This is a genomic window from Blautia wexlerae, from assembly GCF_013300825.1.
GTDB classification, from domain to species: Bacteria; Bacillota; Clostridia; order Lachnospirales; family Lachnospiraceae; genus Blautia_A; species Blautia_A wexlerae_B.
Window position 1 is genome coordinate 16,975 of sequence record NZ_JAAIMY010000022.1, and the last position, 15,699, is coordinate 32,673.

General features: G+C 43.4%; 21 protein-coding genes. 15 read left to right on the forward strand and 6 right to left on the reverse strand.

What is annotated here, in order from left to right; translation table 11 throughout:
• The first annotated feature begins 22 nt into the window (after window positions 1–22).
• From G4417_RS11560 to G4417_RS11585, 6 genes are all read left to right on the forward strand, one after another.
• The gene (locus G4417_RS11560) at window positions 23–1,321 is read left to right on the forward strand and encodes a bifunctional folylpolyglutamate synthase/dihydrofolate synthase (protein ID WP_173683539.1); all 1,299 of its coding nucleotides are present in this window, start codon (window positions 23–25) and stop codon (window positions 1,319–1,321) included.
• Window positions 1,318–1,470: a hypothetical protein gene (locus G4417_RS11565; protein ID WP_173683540.1), complete on the forward strand. Its 153-nt coding sequence runs from the start codon at window positions 1,318–1,320 to the stop codon at window positions 1,468–1,470. Before G4417_RS11560 ends, G4417_RS11565 begins: the two co-directional genes overlap by 4 nt.
• Before the next feature lie 10 nt (window positions 1,471–1,480).
• The gene (locus G4417_RS11570) at window positions 1,481–2,818 is read left to right on the forward strand and encodes a tetratricopeptide repeat protein (RefSeq protein WP_173683541.1); all 1,338 of its coding nucleotides are present in this window, start codon (window positions 1,481–1,483) and stop codon (window positions 2,816–2,818) included.
• 165 nt (window positions 2,819–2,983) lie between these two features.
• Window positions 2,984–3,298: an STAS domain-containing protein gene (locus G4417_RS11575; protein ID WP_173683576.1), complete on the forward strand. Its 315-nt coding sequence runs from the start codon at window positions 2,984–2,986 to the stop codon at window positions 3,296–3,298.
• 22 nt (window positions 3,299–3,320) lie between these two features.
• Window positions 3,321–3,746 (forward strand): anti-sigma F factor, encoded by a 426-nt coding sequence (spoIIAB, locus tag G4417_RS11580; protein WP_173683542.1) that lies wholly within the window; start codon window positions 3,321–3,323, stop codon window positions 3,744–3,746.
• Between the two features lie 2 nt (window positions 3,747–3,748).
• Entirely contained in the window at window positions 3,749–4,462 is a 714-nt protein-coding gene (locus G4417_RS11585; protein ID WP_173683544.1) for a SigF/SigG family RNA polymerase sporulation sigma factor, read from the forward strand.
• 97 nt (window positions 4,463–4,559) lie between these two features.
• On the opposite strand, the gene G4417_RS11590 is transcribed toward G4417_RS11585, so the two are convergent.
• The 6 genes from G4417_RS11590 to G4417_RS11615 all read right to left on the reverse strand — a co-directional run bounded on the left by G4417_RS11590 (window position 4,560) and on the right by G4417_RS11615 (window position 8,223).
• Complete coding sequence (locus G4417_RS11590; RefSeq protein WP_173683546.1) at window positions 4,560–5,057, reverse strand: QueT transporter family protein; 498 nt, start codon at window positions 5,055–5,057, stop codon at window positions 4,560–4,562.
• Between the two features lie 68 nt (window positions 5,058–5,125).
• Window positions 5,126–5,740, reverse strand: coding sequence for a stage V sporulation protein AA (locus tag G4417_RS11595; protein ID WP_173683547.1), 615 nt, complete (start codon window positions 5,738–5,740; stop codon window positions 5,126–5,128).
• A 6-nt stretch (window positions 5,741–5,746) separates the two neighbouring features.
• Window positions 5,747–6,103 carry a SpoVA/SpoVAEb family sporulation membrane protein gene (locus G4417_RS11600; RefSeq protein WP_173683549.1) on the reverse strand — a complete coding sequence of 119 codons (357 nt, stop codon included), beginning with the start codon at window positions 6,101–6,103 and terminating at the stop codon, window positions 5,747–5,749.
• 29 nt (window positions 6,104–6,132) lie between these two features.
• Window positions 6,133–7,215 (reverse strand): stage V sporulation protein AD, encoded by a 1,083-nt coding sequence (locus G4417_RS11605; RefSeq protein ID WP_173683550.1) that lies wholly within the window; start codon window positions 7,213–7,215, stop codon window positions 6,133–6,135.
• An 89-nt stretch (window positions 7,216–7,304) separates the two neighbouring features.
• Complete coding sequence (locus G4417_RS11610) at window positions 7,305–7,766, reverse strand: SpoVA/SpoVAEb family sporulation membrane protein (RefSeq protein WP_173683553.1); 462 nt, start codon at window positions 7,764–7,766, stop codon at window positions 7,305–7,307.
• A gap of 37 nt (window positions 7,767–7,803) precedes the next feature.
• The gene (locus G4417_RS11615) at window positions 7,804–8,223 is read right to left on the reverse strand and encodes a stage V sporulation protein AB (protein WP_173683555.1); all 420 of its coding nucleotides are present in this window, start codon (window positions 8,221–8,223) and stop codon (window positions 7,804–7,806) included.
• A gap of 399 nt (window positions 8,224–8,622) precedes the next feature.
• On the opposite strand from G4417_RS11615, the gene murB reads away from it, so the two are divergent.
• The 9 genes from murB (at window position 8,623) to rplW (ending at window position 15,647) form a co-directional block, all read left to right on the forward strand.
• Window positions 8,623–9,543, forward strand: coding sequence for a UDP-N-acetylmuramate dehydrogenase (gene murB / locus G4417_RS11620; RefSeq protein ID WP_173683557.1), 921 nt, complete (start codon window positions 8,623–8,625; stop codon window positions 9,541–9,543).
• A gap of 85 nt (window positions 9,544–9,628) precedes the next feature.
• Entirely contained in the window at window positions 9,629–10,516 is an 888-nt protein-coding gene (gene rapZ / locus G4417_RS11625; RefSeq protein ID WP_173683558.1) for an RNase adapter RapZ, read from the forward strand.
• 10 nt (window positions 10,517–10,526) lie between these two features.
• Complete coding sequence (gene whiA, locus G4417_RS11630) at window positions 10,527–11,486, forward strand: DNA-binding protein WhiA (protein ID WP_173683577.1); 960 nt, start codon at window positions 10,527–10,529, stop codon at window positions 11,484–11,486.
• Window positions 11,483–11,737, forward strand: a complete 255-nt coding sequence (locus tag G4417_RS11635; protein ID WP_008707243.1) for an HPr family phosphocarrier protein — start codon at window positions 11,483–11,485, stop codon at window positions 11,735–11,737. Before whiA ends, G4417_RS11635 begins: the two co-directional genes overlap by 4 nt.
• Window positions 11,738–11,972: 235 nt before the next feature.
• Window positions 11,973–13,121, forward strand: a complete 1,149-nt coding sequence (locus tag G4417_RS11640) for a hypothetical protein (RefSeq protein ID WP_173683559.1) — start codon at window positions 11,973–11,975, stop codon at window positions 13,119–13,121.
• A gap of 441 nt (window positions 13,122–13,562) precedes the next feature.
• Window positions 13,563–13,880, forward strand: a complete 318-nt coding sequence (gene rpsJ / locus G4417_RS11645) for a 30S ribosomal protein S10 (protein ID WP_008707245.1) — start codon at window positions 13,563–13,565, stop codon at window positions 13,878–13,880.
• A 193-nt stretch (window positions 13,881–14,073) separates the two neighbouring features.
• Window positions 14,074–14,706, forward strand: a complete 633-nt coding sequence (gene rplC, locus G4417_RS11650) for a 50S ribosomal protein L3 (protein WP_173683560.1) — start codon at window positions 14,074–14,076, stop codon at window positions 14,704–14,706.
• Between the two features lie 21 nt (window positions 14,707–14,727).
• Complete coding sequence (gene rplD / locus G4417_RS11655; protein WP_008707249.1) at window positions 14,728–15,348, forward strand: 50S ribosomal protein L4; 621 nt, start codon at window positions 14,728–14,730, stop codon at window positions 15,346–15,348.
• Entirely contained in the window at window positions 15,348–15,647 is a 300-nt protein-coding gene (rplW, locus tag G4417_RS11660) for a 50S ribosomal protein L23 (RefSeq protein ID WP_008707251.1), read from the forward strand. Before rplD ends, rplW begins: the two co-directional genes overlap by 1 nt.
• Window positions 15,648–15,699: the final 52 nt, after the last annotated feature.

Below are 15,699 nucleotides of genomic sequence, written 5' to 3' on the forward strand. Positions count from 1 at the left end.
AGATAAGTGGTGGAATTTTTTTATGAATTACGAAGAAGCAGTTGCTTATATTGATGAAACTCCGAAATTTACAAAGAAGAACAGTCTGGATCACACAAAGGAATGTCTGAGAAGACTTGGCAATCCTCAGGATAAATTTAAGGTGATCCATGTGGCAGGAACCAATGGAAAGGGAAGTACATGTGCGTTTCTGACATCTGTTCTGAGAGAGGCAGGATATTCCTGCGGATTATTTACTTCTCCTCATCTGGTGGAGATCAATGAACGCTTCCAGATCAATGAGGTGAATATTGATAATGATACTTTTCTGAAAGCTTTTGAGAAAGTAAAGGTACTTGCGGATGAACTGGTTGCAGAGGGTAGCTATCATCCTACTTATTTTGAGATGCTGTTTCTTATGGGAATGGTGATCTTTGCAGATGCAGGGGTGGATTATGTGACTCTGGAGACAGGTCTGGGCGGAAGGCTGGATGCGACTACTGCTGTTGAGAATCCTGTTGCCTGTGTGATCACATCGATCAGTCTGGATCATATGCAGTATCTGGGAGATACGGTTGCGAAGATCGCAGGAGAGAAAGCAGGGATCATTGTACCCGGTGTACCGGTAATCTATGACGGAAACGACCCGGATGCAGCAGAAGTGATCCGTGCCAGAGCAGAAGAACTGGGAAGTCCTGCTTATGAAGTGAAGAGATCAGATACAGAAGTGATCAGAAATACTTCGGCGGGAATTGATTTTGCATTCCGGAATGAGTATTATAAGGATATGGTTTTCTCTATTCCGTTTATTGCAAAGTATCAGGTGATGAACAGTGCACTTGCATTAAAGACGATTGAGGTTCTGCAGAATGTGATTCCTGTATCTGTGGATCAGATCCATGCGGGAATTGCCGGAACGCGTTGGCAGGGAAGAATGGAAACAGTGCTTCCGGGCGTGATCGTGGACGGTGCTCACAATGAGGACGGGGTAGAGAAATTTGTAGAGACAGCAGAACATTTTCAGAAAGAATGTCCGCTGACTTTGCTTTTCTCAGCAGTAGATGACAAAGATTATACAGATATGATACATACGATCTGCAGCAGGATCACGTTCCGTCATGTGGTAGTAACCTCTGTTGGCGGATATCGCCAGGTTCCTGCTGAGAGGTTTGCAAAGCTTTTTACAGAAGCGGGTGCTTCTTCTGTGGAAGTGGCGGAGAACGTTGAGAAAGCCTTTACCAGAGCACTGGAAGTAAAGGGGGATAACGGAATGCTCTTCTGCGTGGGTTCTCTGTATCTTGTCGGTGAGATTAAAGATGTGATCAGGAGAAATAAGAAATGATAGATTATGAAGAGGAACTGAAGAAATTTGAGCCCTGTCTGGATGTGGCAGATGCGGAGGGAGCGATTTATGACAGGGAACTGACGGATATCCTGGATATCCTTCAGGAGGTTCTCCGTGAAGCCAAAAGCGGCAGACGGGTAAAATAAGGAGATACACATGAATTGTATGAATTGTGGCGCGTTTCTGGTAGACAAGGATCTGGATTACTGCCCGAAATGTGGATGTAATGTGCTGATCCAGAAGAAGGTGGATTATCTTTCCAGGCAGTATTACAACCGGGGGCTTGAGAAAGCCAGTGTCCGTGATCTTTCAGGGGCGATTGACTGTCTGAAGCAGAGCCTTATTTATAATAAGCATAACATTCAGGCGAGAAATCTTCTTGGACTGGTATATTTTGAGACAGGAGAGGTGGTTGCCGCACTCAGTGAGTGGGTGATCAGTAAGAATCTCCAGCCCTCCAGAAATCTGGCGTCAGAATATATTAACAAGCTGCAGGCGAATTCCAATAAGCTTGAGGCAATCAATGAAACGATCAGAAAGTATAATGATGCCTTAAATCTCTGCAGGGAAGGACATGAGGATATGGCTGCGATCAGGCTGAAGAAGATTCTTATGCAGAATCCAAAGCTGATTAAAGGGTATCATCTTCTGGCGCTCGTGCAGATGAAAGAGGGAGAATATAATAAGGCAAGAAGGACGTTAAGGAAAGCGGCGCGGATTGATAAAACGAATACAACAACTCTTCGTTTCCTGAGAGAGATTGACGAACAGACCGGAGTATCCACACGTCTGGAACGCCAGAATAAAAGAAACAGGAAAGCTGTGGACAGCAGTGAGAATGATATGGCAATCCAGATTCCGCAGTATAAAGAAAAAGGAAGGATTCCTCTGTTCTTTACACTGGTTGCCGGATTTTGTGCAGGATTGCTGGCGTTTTATCTTCTGGCTGTTCCTGCAATACGTCAGGGAATCTACAGGGAAGCGAATCAGCAGATTGTGAAATACAGTGATGCAGTGTCCAGCCAGGGAGCTGAGCTGACCAAGGCACAGAGCCAGGCTCAGGAATCAGGGGACACAGTTGAGGCTGCTTCCAAACAGATAGAGGAAGAGAAGAAAAAGAGCAGCAGTTATGAAGCTCTGATCGAAGCATATGCAGCATTACAGCAGCAGAATGCAGATGAGGCTGCATTGAAGATACAGAATGTTTATGCGGATCTGCTGCCTGCGGATCTGAAGGGAATCTACAATACGATCTGTAACACTACGGGGACAACCGGGATTGAAGGAACTACAGATGCGACAGCAGCAGACGGCACGGACAGTGGTGACAGCGCAGATGGAGATGCTTCTTCGGATTCATCGGACGATGGAAGTTATGACGATGGTTCCTATGACAGCGGGGACTATGGAGACGGTTCTTATGATAACTCTGATGGTGATATGGGAGATGATGGAAATTATGATACCGGTGATTATGACGATTCCGGATACTGATACCGGTTTTTCATTCAGACGTGGCAGAAGACATAAAACAATATAAGAAGATGTAAAGATACAAAAGAGATGCATGGGAGTCATGTGTCTCTTTTTTTAGCGATTCAGGTAAGTCCTCTGCTGAGGTTGCAGATATCTGCCTGGCAGAAAGTGAGGAGGGGTATGATGGAGAACAGATTTGAAATACAGGGAAATTCTCTGATAATTCATTTACCGGAGGAAGTAGATCATATGGTGACGGATGAAATACGCAGAGATTCCGATGATATCATACGGAAAAAATATATACGGACGATCACATTTGATTTTTCCGGAACAGCGTTTATGGACAGTTCAGGGATAGGACTGATCATGGGAAGATACCGGATGATGGGGATGCGCGGTGACTGTATACAGGCTACAGGAGTAAACTCTTATATTGAGAAGCTGCTGCACCTGTCCGGAGTATATAAATTTGTTGAAATCCGTGGGGAAGTCTGAAGAGAGGGGGAAGAAAACTATTATGGAAAATACCAATGAAATGAAAATTATTTTTGACAGCAGACCGGAGAATGAAGGACTCGCGAGGGTTGCAGCGGCAGCTTTCTGCACACAGCTGAATCCGACTCTGGAGGAGGTGGCAGATCTGAAAACGGCTGTGTCAGAGGCTGTGACAAACTGTATTATTCATGCTTATGAAGGGAAAGTGCGGAAGATAGAGATTTTCTGCAGAAGGGAAGGGCAGAACTTATGGATTGATGTGATCGATAAGGGTGTGGGGATCAGAGATGTTTCAAAAGCCATGGAGCCTCTTTTTACAACAAAGCCGGAGAAAGATCGTTCAGGGATGGGGTTTACATTCATGGAAGCGTTTATGGATGAGGTAACAGTAGAATCGCAGGTGGGGCATGGAACAGTTGTCCATATGAAAAAGACGATCGGGAGGTAGGAATGGATCATACTCTTGCTCTGATCATGAAATCACAACAGGGGGATAAAGAGGCAAGAGATACTGTATTTAAAGAAAACGCAGGGCTGGTATACAGCATGGCGAAAAGATTTGCCGGGCGCGGCGTGGAAATGGAAGATATCGTACAGATAGGGAGCATTGGTCTGCTTAAGGCCATAGACCGCTTTGACATTTCGTATGATGTGAAATTTTCCACTTATGCTGTTCCGATGATCATAGGTGAAATCAGGCGTTATCTGAGAGATGACGGAATGCTTAAAGTAAGCAGAAGCTTAAAAGAAAACTGTGCCAGAATTTATTCTGCAAAAGAAACACTGGAAAAAGAGCTGGGACGCGAGCCGACGCTGGAGGAAGTTGCAAAAGCAGCAGAGCTTTCCGCAGATGAAGTACTGATGTCGCTGGAAGCGGGTGCTGAAGTAGAGTCTTTGCATAAGATTATCTATCAGGGAGACGGAAATGACATTTCCCTGATGGACAGGCTTCCGGAAAAAGAGAATGGACAGGATGCAGCACTGGACAGGATTTTTCTGGATGAGATTCTGAAAAAACTGGATGTAAAAGAACGTCAGCTGATCGGCATGAGATATTTTAAGGATATGACGCAGACGGAGATTGCGGCAGAGATGGGGATTTCTCAGGTCCAGGTGTCCAGAATGGAAAAGAGGATTCTGAAGGAACTTAAAAAACAGATATAAGGAGATGGAACGGAAATAAGCCTGAGATAACAGGTAATAAAAGAAGAGTGTGCGATACTGATTTTGCACACTCTTCTTTCAATTCATATATCGTAAATTATACAGTTTTCTGTGATCTGAAGATTACATTTTTGTATTTCAGAAGGGCAGTCTGAAGAATCAGTCCTATTACACCGCAGGAAACTACTTCACCGATACCTACAGTGAACATCATAAGCGGGATCGGAAGATTTACTCCGTATCCGAAGCGAAGTACGAATGGTACGATCACTGCATTGGAAACAATCGGTGGGATTGGTGCCAGAAAACGGTTACAGTTGCGGAGTTTGTAAGTAAATATTGCTCCGATCAGTGTTGCAATGCTTCCGAAAATAATATCTACCGGAATGGCACCGCCAAAGAGATTGGCAATGATGCATCCTACAAATAATCCCGGGATTGCAGCAGGTGTAAAGAATGGCAGGATAGTCAGTGCCTCCGAAAAACGAATCTGAATTTCGCCATAACTAAGTGGTGCAAATAAAAGAGTCAGAACCACATAAATAGCTCCGATCACTGCGGCTTCTGCCAGAAACTGGGTACCTTTGTTTTTCATATTTGATTATCTCCTTTAGTATTTGTTTTACGAGTGGAAGGTCTCGAACACTCGGCTATCGAAGTATATCACTTTTCAGAAGCGCGGTCAATGTCTTCGATAAGAGTTTTATTAACATTTTCTTCGTATAGACGCATTTGTATCTGCATTGGCGTTGGATCATCTGTAATCTTCATATGGCCGAAGTGATTAAAGAAGAACAGCACCCCAAGTCCAATCCCTATGGAGTAGGTGATCTCCAGAACAGTAAAATGACCGGAAGTCTGTCCTGTAACCTGAGTATAGATCTGTGCAAATAAACCACCAACATCTACGTCGTTATTAAATGTCATGATGGAGAAACCTGCACCGAAAAATGCGGCAAGACCCACGAAAATAATCTTGCACCACTGCCAGATAAGTCCGGGACCGGGTTTATTTTTAAAAGTGATAATGAAATCAGCTTCTCCGATGGTATTGATCTCGAGTTCCGGTTCTTTTTTCTGGATTTCAGTGATCAGATCCATGACAGACATTACATAGCGTCCAGGTTTATCCGGATCAAGATTTGCAACCGGCATCACCCGGATCCGGTTCAGGATTTTACTGTTGCTGCAGGAGAGTTTTGCAATATCCTGAAGATAAATGTGGGGATGAGTTACCTGGATATTCTGATCTAACTGTAAATAGAGAGTATCACTCATAGTATGTTATCCTTTCATTTTGGGCTTAAAGACCAGACTTGCAAGATAAGAAAAGATCAGTGCAGCGGAGACTCCCACTGCGCAGGCAGTGAAGCCACCCATAAAGAGTCCGATCAGCCCGTTTTTGTCGATGGCTTCTTTCATTCCTTTCCAGAGAACATTGCCGAAACCAAGCAGTGGGACAGAGGCACCTGCACCTGCGAATTCCACAAATGGCTGATAGATTCCGACTGCGCTTAAGACAGAACCTGTACACACCAGAAGCACCATGATCCGTCCGGGCATAAGCTTTGTTCTGTCAAGCAAAATCTGAACCAGGGCGCAGATCAGTCCGCCTGTCCAGAATGCATTAAAATAGTCCATGTATGTTTCCTCCTGAAAAATTTTTGCATTTACATCATATCCGGGACTCTGTATTGTTCTATCACAACGGCGTGTGCGATACCGGGAATAGGATCGCCCTCGTTGAAGCTTACTTTTGACAGCAGGGCGCCTGTGGGAACGAAGAGAACCCGCTTCCATTTTCCATGTATGATCCCGGGAAGGATATAGCCTGCCAGAACAGAGGCAGAGCAACCGCATCCGCTGCCGCCGGAATGTGTATCCTGAGTCTGGGGATCATAGATCAGCATCCCGCAGTCCTGATGAATGGAGGAGATGTCAAACCCTTTTTCCAGGAGAAGGTCGAAGAGAATCTTCTGTCCTATCATACCCAGATCACCGGTGAAAATGGCATCATAATCAGATGGTTTCCGATGAAAATCTTGAAGATTCCGGGCTATGGTATCGCAGGCAGCAGGAGCCATACATGCTCCCATATTGAAGGAATCCTTAAATCCAAAGTCGATTAGCCGTCCAGTGGTGATTCCGGTTATGACGGCACAGATATTACGGTTTCGGAGTGTTCCCGGGGATTTTTTGTCCGGGCGTGCAGGGGGCTTATACCCAAGTACACAGGCTCCGGCACCGGTGACAGTCCAGGTAGCAGATAAGGGTCTCTGATTTCCATATCCCAGGGGAAAACGAAATTCTTTTTCTGCACTGGCAAAGTGGCTGGAAGTTGCACACAGGATATGTTTTCCATATCCACCCTGAATGCACATGGAACCAAGGGAAAGGGATTCCCCCATGGTGGAACATGCTCCGAAAAGACCGTAAAAAGGAATTTCCAGATCAGCGGTTCCGAAGGAAGAAGCTGCTGTCTGCGCCAGAAGGTCTCCTGCAAAAAGCAGCCGGATATCAGAACAGGTGAGGCCAGCCTTTTGAATCGCCAGCAGAGCAGCCTGCTTTTGCAGAGTGCTTTCGGCTGCTTCCCAGGTATCTGTTCCAAACATAGGATCTTCACATATGCTGTCAAAGCAAGTACCTAAGGGTCCTTCTCCTTCTTTCTGTCCCACAACGGAAGCGCAGCTCTGGATAAAAACCGGATTCTGAAATGAAATGCCGGATGTACCGCAGGTCATTTGTCTGTTCATATGAAACCTCCTTGTATAGTAAGTCAGATGGGAAATATCCTCCCGGCTGAAATTGCAGCGGGGATATTTCTGCCTGCAGATTGCTATAATTATATCTTCATGAAAAGGTAATAAATTACACCAAGAATCCATGAACTCAGGATTCCATAAAGAATTACAGGACCTGCAATGGTGAATATTTTACATCCGATGCCGAATACCTGTCCCTCTGCTTTGTATTCGATTGCAGAGGCAGCTACGGAGTTGGCAAAACCGGTGATCGGAACAAGGCTTCCGGCACCGCCGAATCTGCCGATTTTGGAATAAAGATTGCATCCGGTAAGGATAACGCTGAGAAGAATCAGGATAAGAGAACACCAGGAACCGGCGGTATCTTTGTCCAATCCTAGTCTGCCGGCACAATTTAAGACGATCTGGCCAAGTACACAGATGAATCCTCCTGTGAAAAATGCTTTGCACATATTTATCGGCAGGCTGTGGATGGGTGTGACTGTTTTTACATATTCTTCATATTGCTTTTGCTTTTTTTGATTGGAATTGTTATCTGGCATAATATAAGACCTCTCTGAATTAAATATTAGCTGGAAATTATGGCAGCCATCCGTTATAATAATAAATCAGTGCCCCGACAGTTTTGCCGGCGGCTATGCACAGGATTGTAAAAGAAAGACCCCTCCGGAATCTGATTCTTCTGGCGAATATGGGAAAAATGTCTGCCATTTCTGCCAGAGCCATGATCCATCCGCCAAGGAAAATTCCTGAAAAGAGTCCGTACAGGATCAGAAACGGAGTACCGAACCGGATATCCCAGTGAAAGAGGAAGAACAGGTTTCCAAGTTCTGTTCCCCAGAATGTAATGTCTTCATACAGCATCATATGATCTGCCGTGTGGGTAATTCCTGCATATCTGGGAATAATAGAAAGACCAATCATAAGACCGGTTAGTCCTCCGGCGATAATAAAGCCGGAACATAATCCTGTAAATCCAAGAAAAATCTGCTGTAACATAACTGCCTCCGATTCCTGCCGGTAAAAAGTTCCTGAGTAACTGTCCGGCAGTTTGTTGCTGTGAAGTGCCTGACAGTTACATCTGTGATATGTATTATGGCAGAAATATAAAAATATATACGTTATGATACAGGATGTTACTGTTCACTGGTAATATCCCGCGAGGTGTTTTGGCATGAATATGCCAAAATCCCGAGACATACAAGCCAAAATTCCATTGCCGCAGGCAATCTGGAATGAATTTTGGCTAAGTTACTGTGAATGGAGTGAACAGTAACTACATGATAAAAGAGTGTATGAATAACTGTACTTTTGGAGAGAGAAATAGTATAATATCTGTAATTATCCGACAGTATAAAAATGTCGGAAGAGATTTAATAAATATAGAAAGATTGAGGAATGAAATCTGTGAATCAGAATATAATAGAGAAATTTAATGCTCTGCTGGGAGAAGAAAAGGTGAAAGTGGATGAACCTATGAAACGCCATACCACATTTCGGATTGGTGGTCCGGCAGATTGTTTCTTACTTCCTTCCACTGAGGAAGAATTGCAGGGAATTTTAAAGATATGTAAAGATGAAAAAATGCCTTATTTTATTCTTGGAAACGGAAGCAATCTTCTGGTAAGTGATGAAGGATACAGAGGCGTTATCATTCAGCTTTACAGAAATTATGGTGATATTACGGTAAAGGGAAATGAAATCCATGTAACAGCAGGAGCTTTGCTGTCACAGATTGCGGCAGCGGCAAAAAATGCATCCCTGACAGGATTTGAGTTTGCCGGAGGAATTCCCGGCACATTAGGCGGGGCAGTTGTCATGAATGCAGGTGCTTATGGAGGCGAAATGAAAGATGTGCTGAAAGAAGTAACTGTTATGTCCGATGCAGGTGAAATCCTTACCCTTCCGGCAGAGAAGCTGGAAATGGGATATCGCACAAGTGTTGTGAAAACCAAAGGATATCTGGTGCTGGGCGCAGTGATTGTTCTTGAACACGGAAACCAGGAATCTATAAAGGCAAGGATGAAAGAACTGACAGAGCAGAGGGTAAGCAAACAGCCGCTGGAATTTCCAAGTGCAGGGAGTACCTTCAAACGTCCGAAAGGGTATTTTGCCGGAAAACTGATCATGGATGCCGGACTGCGGGGATATCAGACAGGCGGTGCACAGGTTTCTGAGAAACATTGTGGGTTTGTGATCAACAAAGACAACGCGACTGCAGCAGATGTGTGCAGACTGATCAGAGATGTGCAGGATAGAGTAAAAGAACAGTTTGGTGTGACTCTTGAGCCGGAAGTGAAATTCCTTGGGAAATTCTAATCTGGCTGAATCAGGGCAATCCTGTAAACAGGGTGCAAAAACAAATGAGTAATAGTTGAGATTAAGAAGTGACGGGAGATAGAAAATGCGTTTTGTAATAGTGACAGGAGTGTCGGGAGCAGGAAAAACATCTGCATTAAAAATGCTGGAGGATGCGAATTATTTTTGTGTGGATAATCTGCCAATCCCTTTGCTGGAGAAATTCGCATCACTGATGCCGGAGATACAGGGAGAAGATATACAGAATGTTGCGTTAGGAATTGATGCAAGAAGCGGACGTTCTCTGGATGAACTTGAGGTCGTGCTGGACAGAATGAAGAAAGCAGGATATGATTTTGAGATTCTGTTTCTGGATGCACAGGACAGTGTTCTGGTTAAACGTTATAAGGAGACCCGCAGAAGCCACCCTCTTGCAATGGGCGGAAGAGTGGACGACGGAATCCGGCTGGAGAGAGAGAAGATGCGCTTTCTGAGAGAACGTGCGGATTATATTATTGATACCAGTTATCTTCTGACAAGAGAACTGAAACAGGAGATAGACAGGATATTTGTGGATAATCAGGATTTCTGCAATATGATGATTTCTGTGCTGTCATTTGGATTTAAATATGGAATACCGGCAGATGCAGATCTTGTGTTTGATGTGCGTTTCCTGCCAAATCCATATTATGTGGATGAACTCAGACCTCTGACCGGACTGGATGACAGGGTTTTTAATTATGTAATGGACTGCGATATAGCCAGGACATTTGCAGACAAACTGGAGGATATGATAAATTTTCTTATTCCTAATTATGTGAAAGAGGGAAAGACAAATCTGGTGATCGCAATCGGATGTACAGGCGGCAAGCACCGTTCTGTTACGCTGGCAAGAGAACTTTATTCCAGATTGTCCGGAAATACAAAATACGGATTCAGGCTGGAACACAGAGATGCACAGAAAGACCGCCTGGTCAGAAAACAGGAAGGATGATAAAGGAGAGATGTCTTTTTCAGGGATAGTGAAGGAAGAACTTTCCAGACAGATTGGATTGGCCAGACATTGCAAAATGGCAGAACTGGCTGCGATTTTATGTTCCTGTGGAAAAATGGAATGTTTTTTGGGGGACAGTAAACTGAAAATCCAGACGGAAAATGAAGCAGTTGCAAGAAAGTGCTTTACATTATTGCAAAAAACATTTAATATAGAAACAAAGATATTTGTACGTGAGAACAGTCATCTGAAACGGGTGAAGGTATATACAATAGAAATAACTGATCCCGAAGAAATCCAGGTAATTTTTCAGGCGCTGCGGCTTGTCACGAACAGTATCGACCAGGGTACGCTTGTGTTGTCGGATATGCTGGTGGTACAGCAGAATTGTTGCAAACGGGCGTTTATCAGGGGTGCTTTTTTGGCATCCGGTTCAATCAGTGATCCTGAGAAGGGATATCACTTTGAGATTGTATGTTCTGATGCAAAAAGAGCAGAGCAGCTACAGACGATCATCCGCAGTTTTTCGGTAGATGCCAAGATCGTTCAGCGCAAGAAATCGCATGTGGTCTATGTGAAGGAAGGTGCACAGATTGTTGACATGCTTGCTGTTATGGAAGCTAATGTGGCATTGATGGACCTGGAGAACATCCGAATACTGAAGGAAATGAGAAATTCAGTAAACAGAAAAGTTAACTGTGAAACTGCGAATATTAATAAAACCGTAAATGCAGCCGTTAAGCAGATGGAAGATATTAAGCTGGTTCAGCAGAAGATGGGATTTGAACAGCTTAATGAAGGACTTGCACAGGTTGCAGAACTTCGGATGCAATATCCGGAAGCTACACTAAAAGAATTAGGAATGATGTTAAGCCCGCAGGTGGGCAAATCGGGAGTCAATCACAGACTGAGAAAGCTGAGCGCAATGGCTGACGAGCTGCGGGAGAAACAAGGAGGAGAGTTATTATGATTAAAAAACCAATCACCATTAATTTATCCACAGGTCTGGAAGCACGTCCGGTAGCACAGTTGGTACAGGTTGCCAGTCAGTTCAACAGTGAGATTTATGTAGAGATTGGAAAGAAGCGTGTGAATGCAAAGAGCATTATGGGTATGATGACACTTGGGCTTGATGCAGGGGAAGAAATCACTTTATCTGCAAATGGTGAAGATGAAGAGGCTGCCATGGCAGGCATTGAGCAGTATTTGAGTAATCAGTGATCGGGATTTTTATCAGATTTTGACCTGTAACTGTGAGAGGAAGAACAGTCAGGGGTATGGACACATCCGGAATGGAAGACCGCTTTCCGGGTGTGTTTTGCCGTAATTGGGCGATTATAAGTTGACCATGAGAATAAAACAGGTTATAATGAGTGAAGCGTAACTGTCTGATAGTTTCCTGTCCTGTGGGCTATCGGAGGTTACTGTGCGAGAATAAAAATGAGGAGTGTAACCAATGTCAAAATTTTTGAAATTTATTGTACATTTCATAGTGATATGCACCATTGTCTGCGTTGTTGGACTGGCAGCTCCGCCTTTCTTTGGAGTTACAACGGAAATCACAGATGACTCCGGGAAGGAAACAAACCTGCCGGAAGGATCTGTAACTTATGCGATACCGACGAAGACTGCAGATGCAGCTGTAGGGGACTCTATTTTGTATCAGAGTGATTCAAAGACATATCGTTACATGATCACAGAGATGGATAAAAAAAATAATATCTTTAAAGTAGTCGATGCCACGGATAAAGATGCAGAACCGATTACTGTTGAAGTGAAAGATTATATTCCTGAAGTTGTTATTACTATTGGATATGTAGGATACCTCTTGATTGCGACACAGAGTATAGAGGGACTTATTATTATCGGACTGGCTGTCCTTTTTCTTGTAATTCTTTACATAGTTGCGGAACTTTTGAAGAAAGAGCCACAGGATGATTATGATGATGTGGATACAGAACCGGGATATGTGAAGAGTAAAAAGGAACTTAAGAGAGAAGAGAAGGCAAGAGAAAAACGTTATAAAGATGAAGAGCGACAGATAAAGAAAGAAGAAAGAGCCCGCAAAAAGGGAAAAGCACCTGAAAGAAAGAAAATTAAAACAGGTGGATTTGTAGATGAAATCTATGAAGATGATTTGGAATCAGAGAAGCATGAACAGCCCAAACAGCCGACAACAGTCCAGACGGCAACAAGCGAAGCACATGAACTTCTGAAAAAAGAAATTGCGGCAGCTACTGCGGATGAACCGATGAAGGCAGAAGAATCGGAAGAACAGATCAAACCGGAAGAAATAATGTCCCGAGGGCCTGTTTCCGGAAAAACAGAAATGATCGTGCCACAGGTTAAAGAGCAGCTGAGACAGATGATGACTGCTTCTGAAAGACAACCTGTTGAAGCGTCGGAAGATGAAGAGCCGGAAGAGATTAAACGTATGGTGATTCCGGCGTGGTCAGCAGCACAGATCGCTGAGATTGCAAAAAAACAGGGCGATGCGCCTGATATTGTCAGAGATGATGTGACAAAAGTGACGCTGTTTGATTATTCTGACATTATAGCAGATGAGAAGCCTGTACAGACAGAACAAAGTGAAACAGAAGAATAAGAGATGACGCAGGAACGTGTTTCTTCCTATTATATATAGAAGGAACACGTTCTTTTTATGTCCGGCGCGGAAAATGATCAAATCCTTTATGATTTGGCTTCCGTTATGCCGTGGAATTGCCGAAATAATATTGTACAGAATCAAATACAAAAAAATAATAAAAAAAGTAAAAAAAACACTTGCATTTTTTCGGATGGTCGTGTATACTCTCAATTGTTGTGACATTGATAGCAATGAAGCGCGAGGTTGCTGCCACAGAGATGGCAGGTTTTCCGTGGAGCGAATGTCAAGTTTGAAAACTGACGACAAGTCACTGTACAAGTTCAGAAGACCATCCAGGGATGGCGTGTGTGGTAAGAATTTGAAAGACACACACGGAGATGTGTACAGTCGCCGCTTGTCGTACTGCTTGAAAAGTACGAATAGGAGGAGACTTTTTTTATGGCAAATCAGGTAATGAGAATCACTTTAAAGGCTTATGATCATCAGTTAGTAGATGCATCAGCAGCAAAAATCATCGAGACTGTTAAAAAGAACGGAGCAATGGTAAGCGGACCGGTTCCACTTCCAACTAAGAAAGAAGTTGTTACAATCTTAAGAGCCGTTCATAAATACAAAGATTCCAGAGAGCAGTTCGAACAGAGAACTCATAAGAGACTGATCGATATCCTTACACCAACACAGAAGACAGTAGATGCTCTGTCAAGACTGGAAATGCCAGCAGGTGTTAACATCGATATCAAAATGAAGACTAAATAAGGCATTGAACACTTAATAAGTATGCAATGCGAATTTAGTGAGAAAGCTCACCTCGACACTTAATGAATGACGAGCGAAGCGAGGAAATGAATTTAGTGACGATGGTGTCTCAACTATGATAATGCTATAAGCATTAAGCTATTTACTATATGATTGCCGGTAATCGGTAATCCGCTATAAGGAGGAAGAAAGAATGAAGAAAGCTATTTTAGCTACTAAAGTCGGAATGACTCAGATCTTCAATGAAGACGGCCAGTTAATTCCGGTAACAGTTTTACAGGCTGGTCCTTGTGTCGTAACTCAGGTTAAGACAGAAGAGAACGATGGATACGAAGCAGTTCAGGTTGGATTCGGAGACATCAGAGAAAGCCTTGTTAACAAACCGGAAAAAGGACACTTTGACAAAGCTGGCGTTGCAGTAAAGAGATTCGTTAAAGAATTCAGATTTGATAACGCTGCTGAATATGCAGTAGGACAGGAAATTAAAGCTGATATCTTTGCAGACGGCGATCACATTGATGCAACAGCTGTTTCCAAAGGTAAAGGTTTCCAGGGTGCAATCAAGAGACATGGTCAGTCCAGAGGACCTATGGCTCACGGTTCCAAATATCATCGTCATGCAGGTTCCAATGGTGCTTGTTCTGATCCGAGCAAGGTATTCAAAGGAAAACACATGCCAGGTCATATGGGAAATGTTCAGGTTACTGTACAGAACCTTGAGATTGTACGCGTAGATACAGAAAACAACTTACTGTTAGTTAAGGGTGCTGTTCCAGGACCTAAGAAATCTTTGGTAACAATCAAAGAGACAGTAAAGTCCTTATAATAAGAAAGGAGGAGCACACAAATGGCAAACGTAACTGTTTATAATATGGAAGGCAACGAAGTTGGAACAATGGAACTGAATGATGCAGTATTCGGCGTAGAAGTCAATGAGCATCTTGTTCACCTTGCTGTTGTTCGTCAGCTTGCAAATAATCGCCAGGGTACTCAGAAGGCTAAAACACGTTCTGAAGTAAGCGGCGGCGGAAGAAAACCGTGGAGACAGAAAGGAACAGGTCATGCTAGACAGGGTTCCATCCGTGCACCACAGTGGACTGGCGGCGGTGTTGTATTCGCTCCGGTACCAAGAGATTATGAAGTAAAAATGAACAAGAAAGAAAGAAGAGCTGCTTTAAAATCTGCTCTGACTTCCAAAGTTCAGGACAATAAATTAGTAGTTGTTGATGCTCTTACATTAGCAGATGTTAAGACAAAGGAAATGCAGAAAGTTCTTACAAACCTGAAAGCTGAGAAAGCTCTGGTTATCACAGCAACAGATGACAAGAACGTAATCCTTTCCGCAAGAAACATCACTGATGTTCAGACTGCAACTCCAAGTACTATCAACGTATACGATGTTATGAACCACAACACCGTAATCGTAACCAAAGATGCTGTAGCATCCATCGAGGAGGTATATGCATAATGGCTGATATCAAGTACTATGACGTAATCAAGAAACCAGTGATTACAGAAAAATCTATGAATGCAATGGCTGAAAAGAAATACACTTTCTTAGTTCATCCGGAAGCAAACAAATCTCAGATCAAAGAAGCTGTAGAGAAAATGTTCGAAGGAACAAAAGTAAAGAGCGTTAATACCATGAATATGGATGGAAAGAAAAAACGCCGTGGTATGACAGTTGGAACAACTGCTAAAACCAAAAAAGCTATCGTAGCTCTGACAGAAGACAGTAAAGATATTGAAATCTTCGAAGGACTTTAATTAACAGATAGCGATTATACGCATTCAAAAGCGTGAGGACAAATTTGAAAGG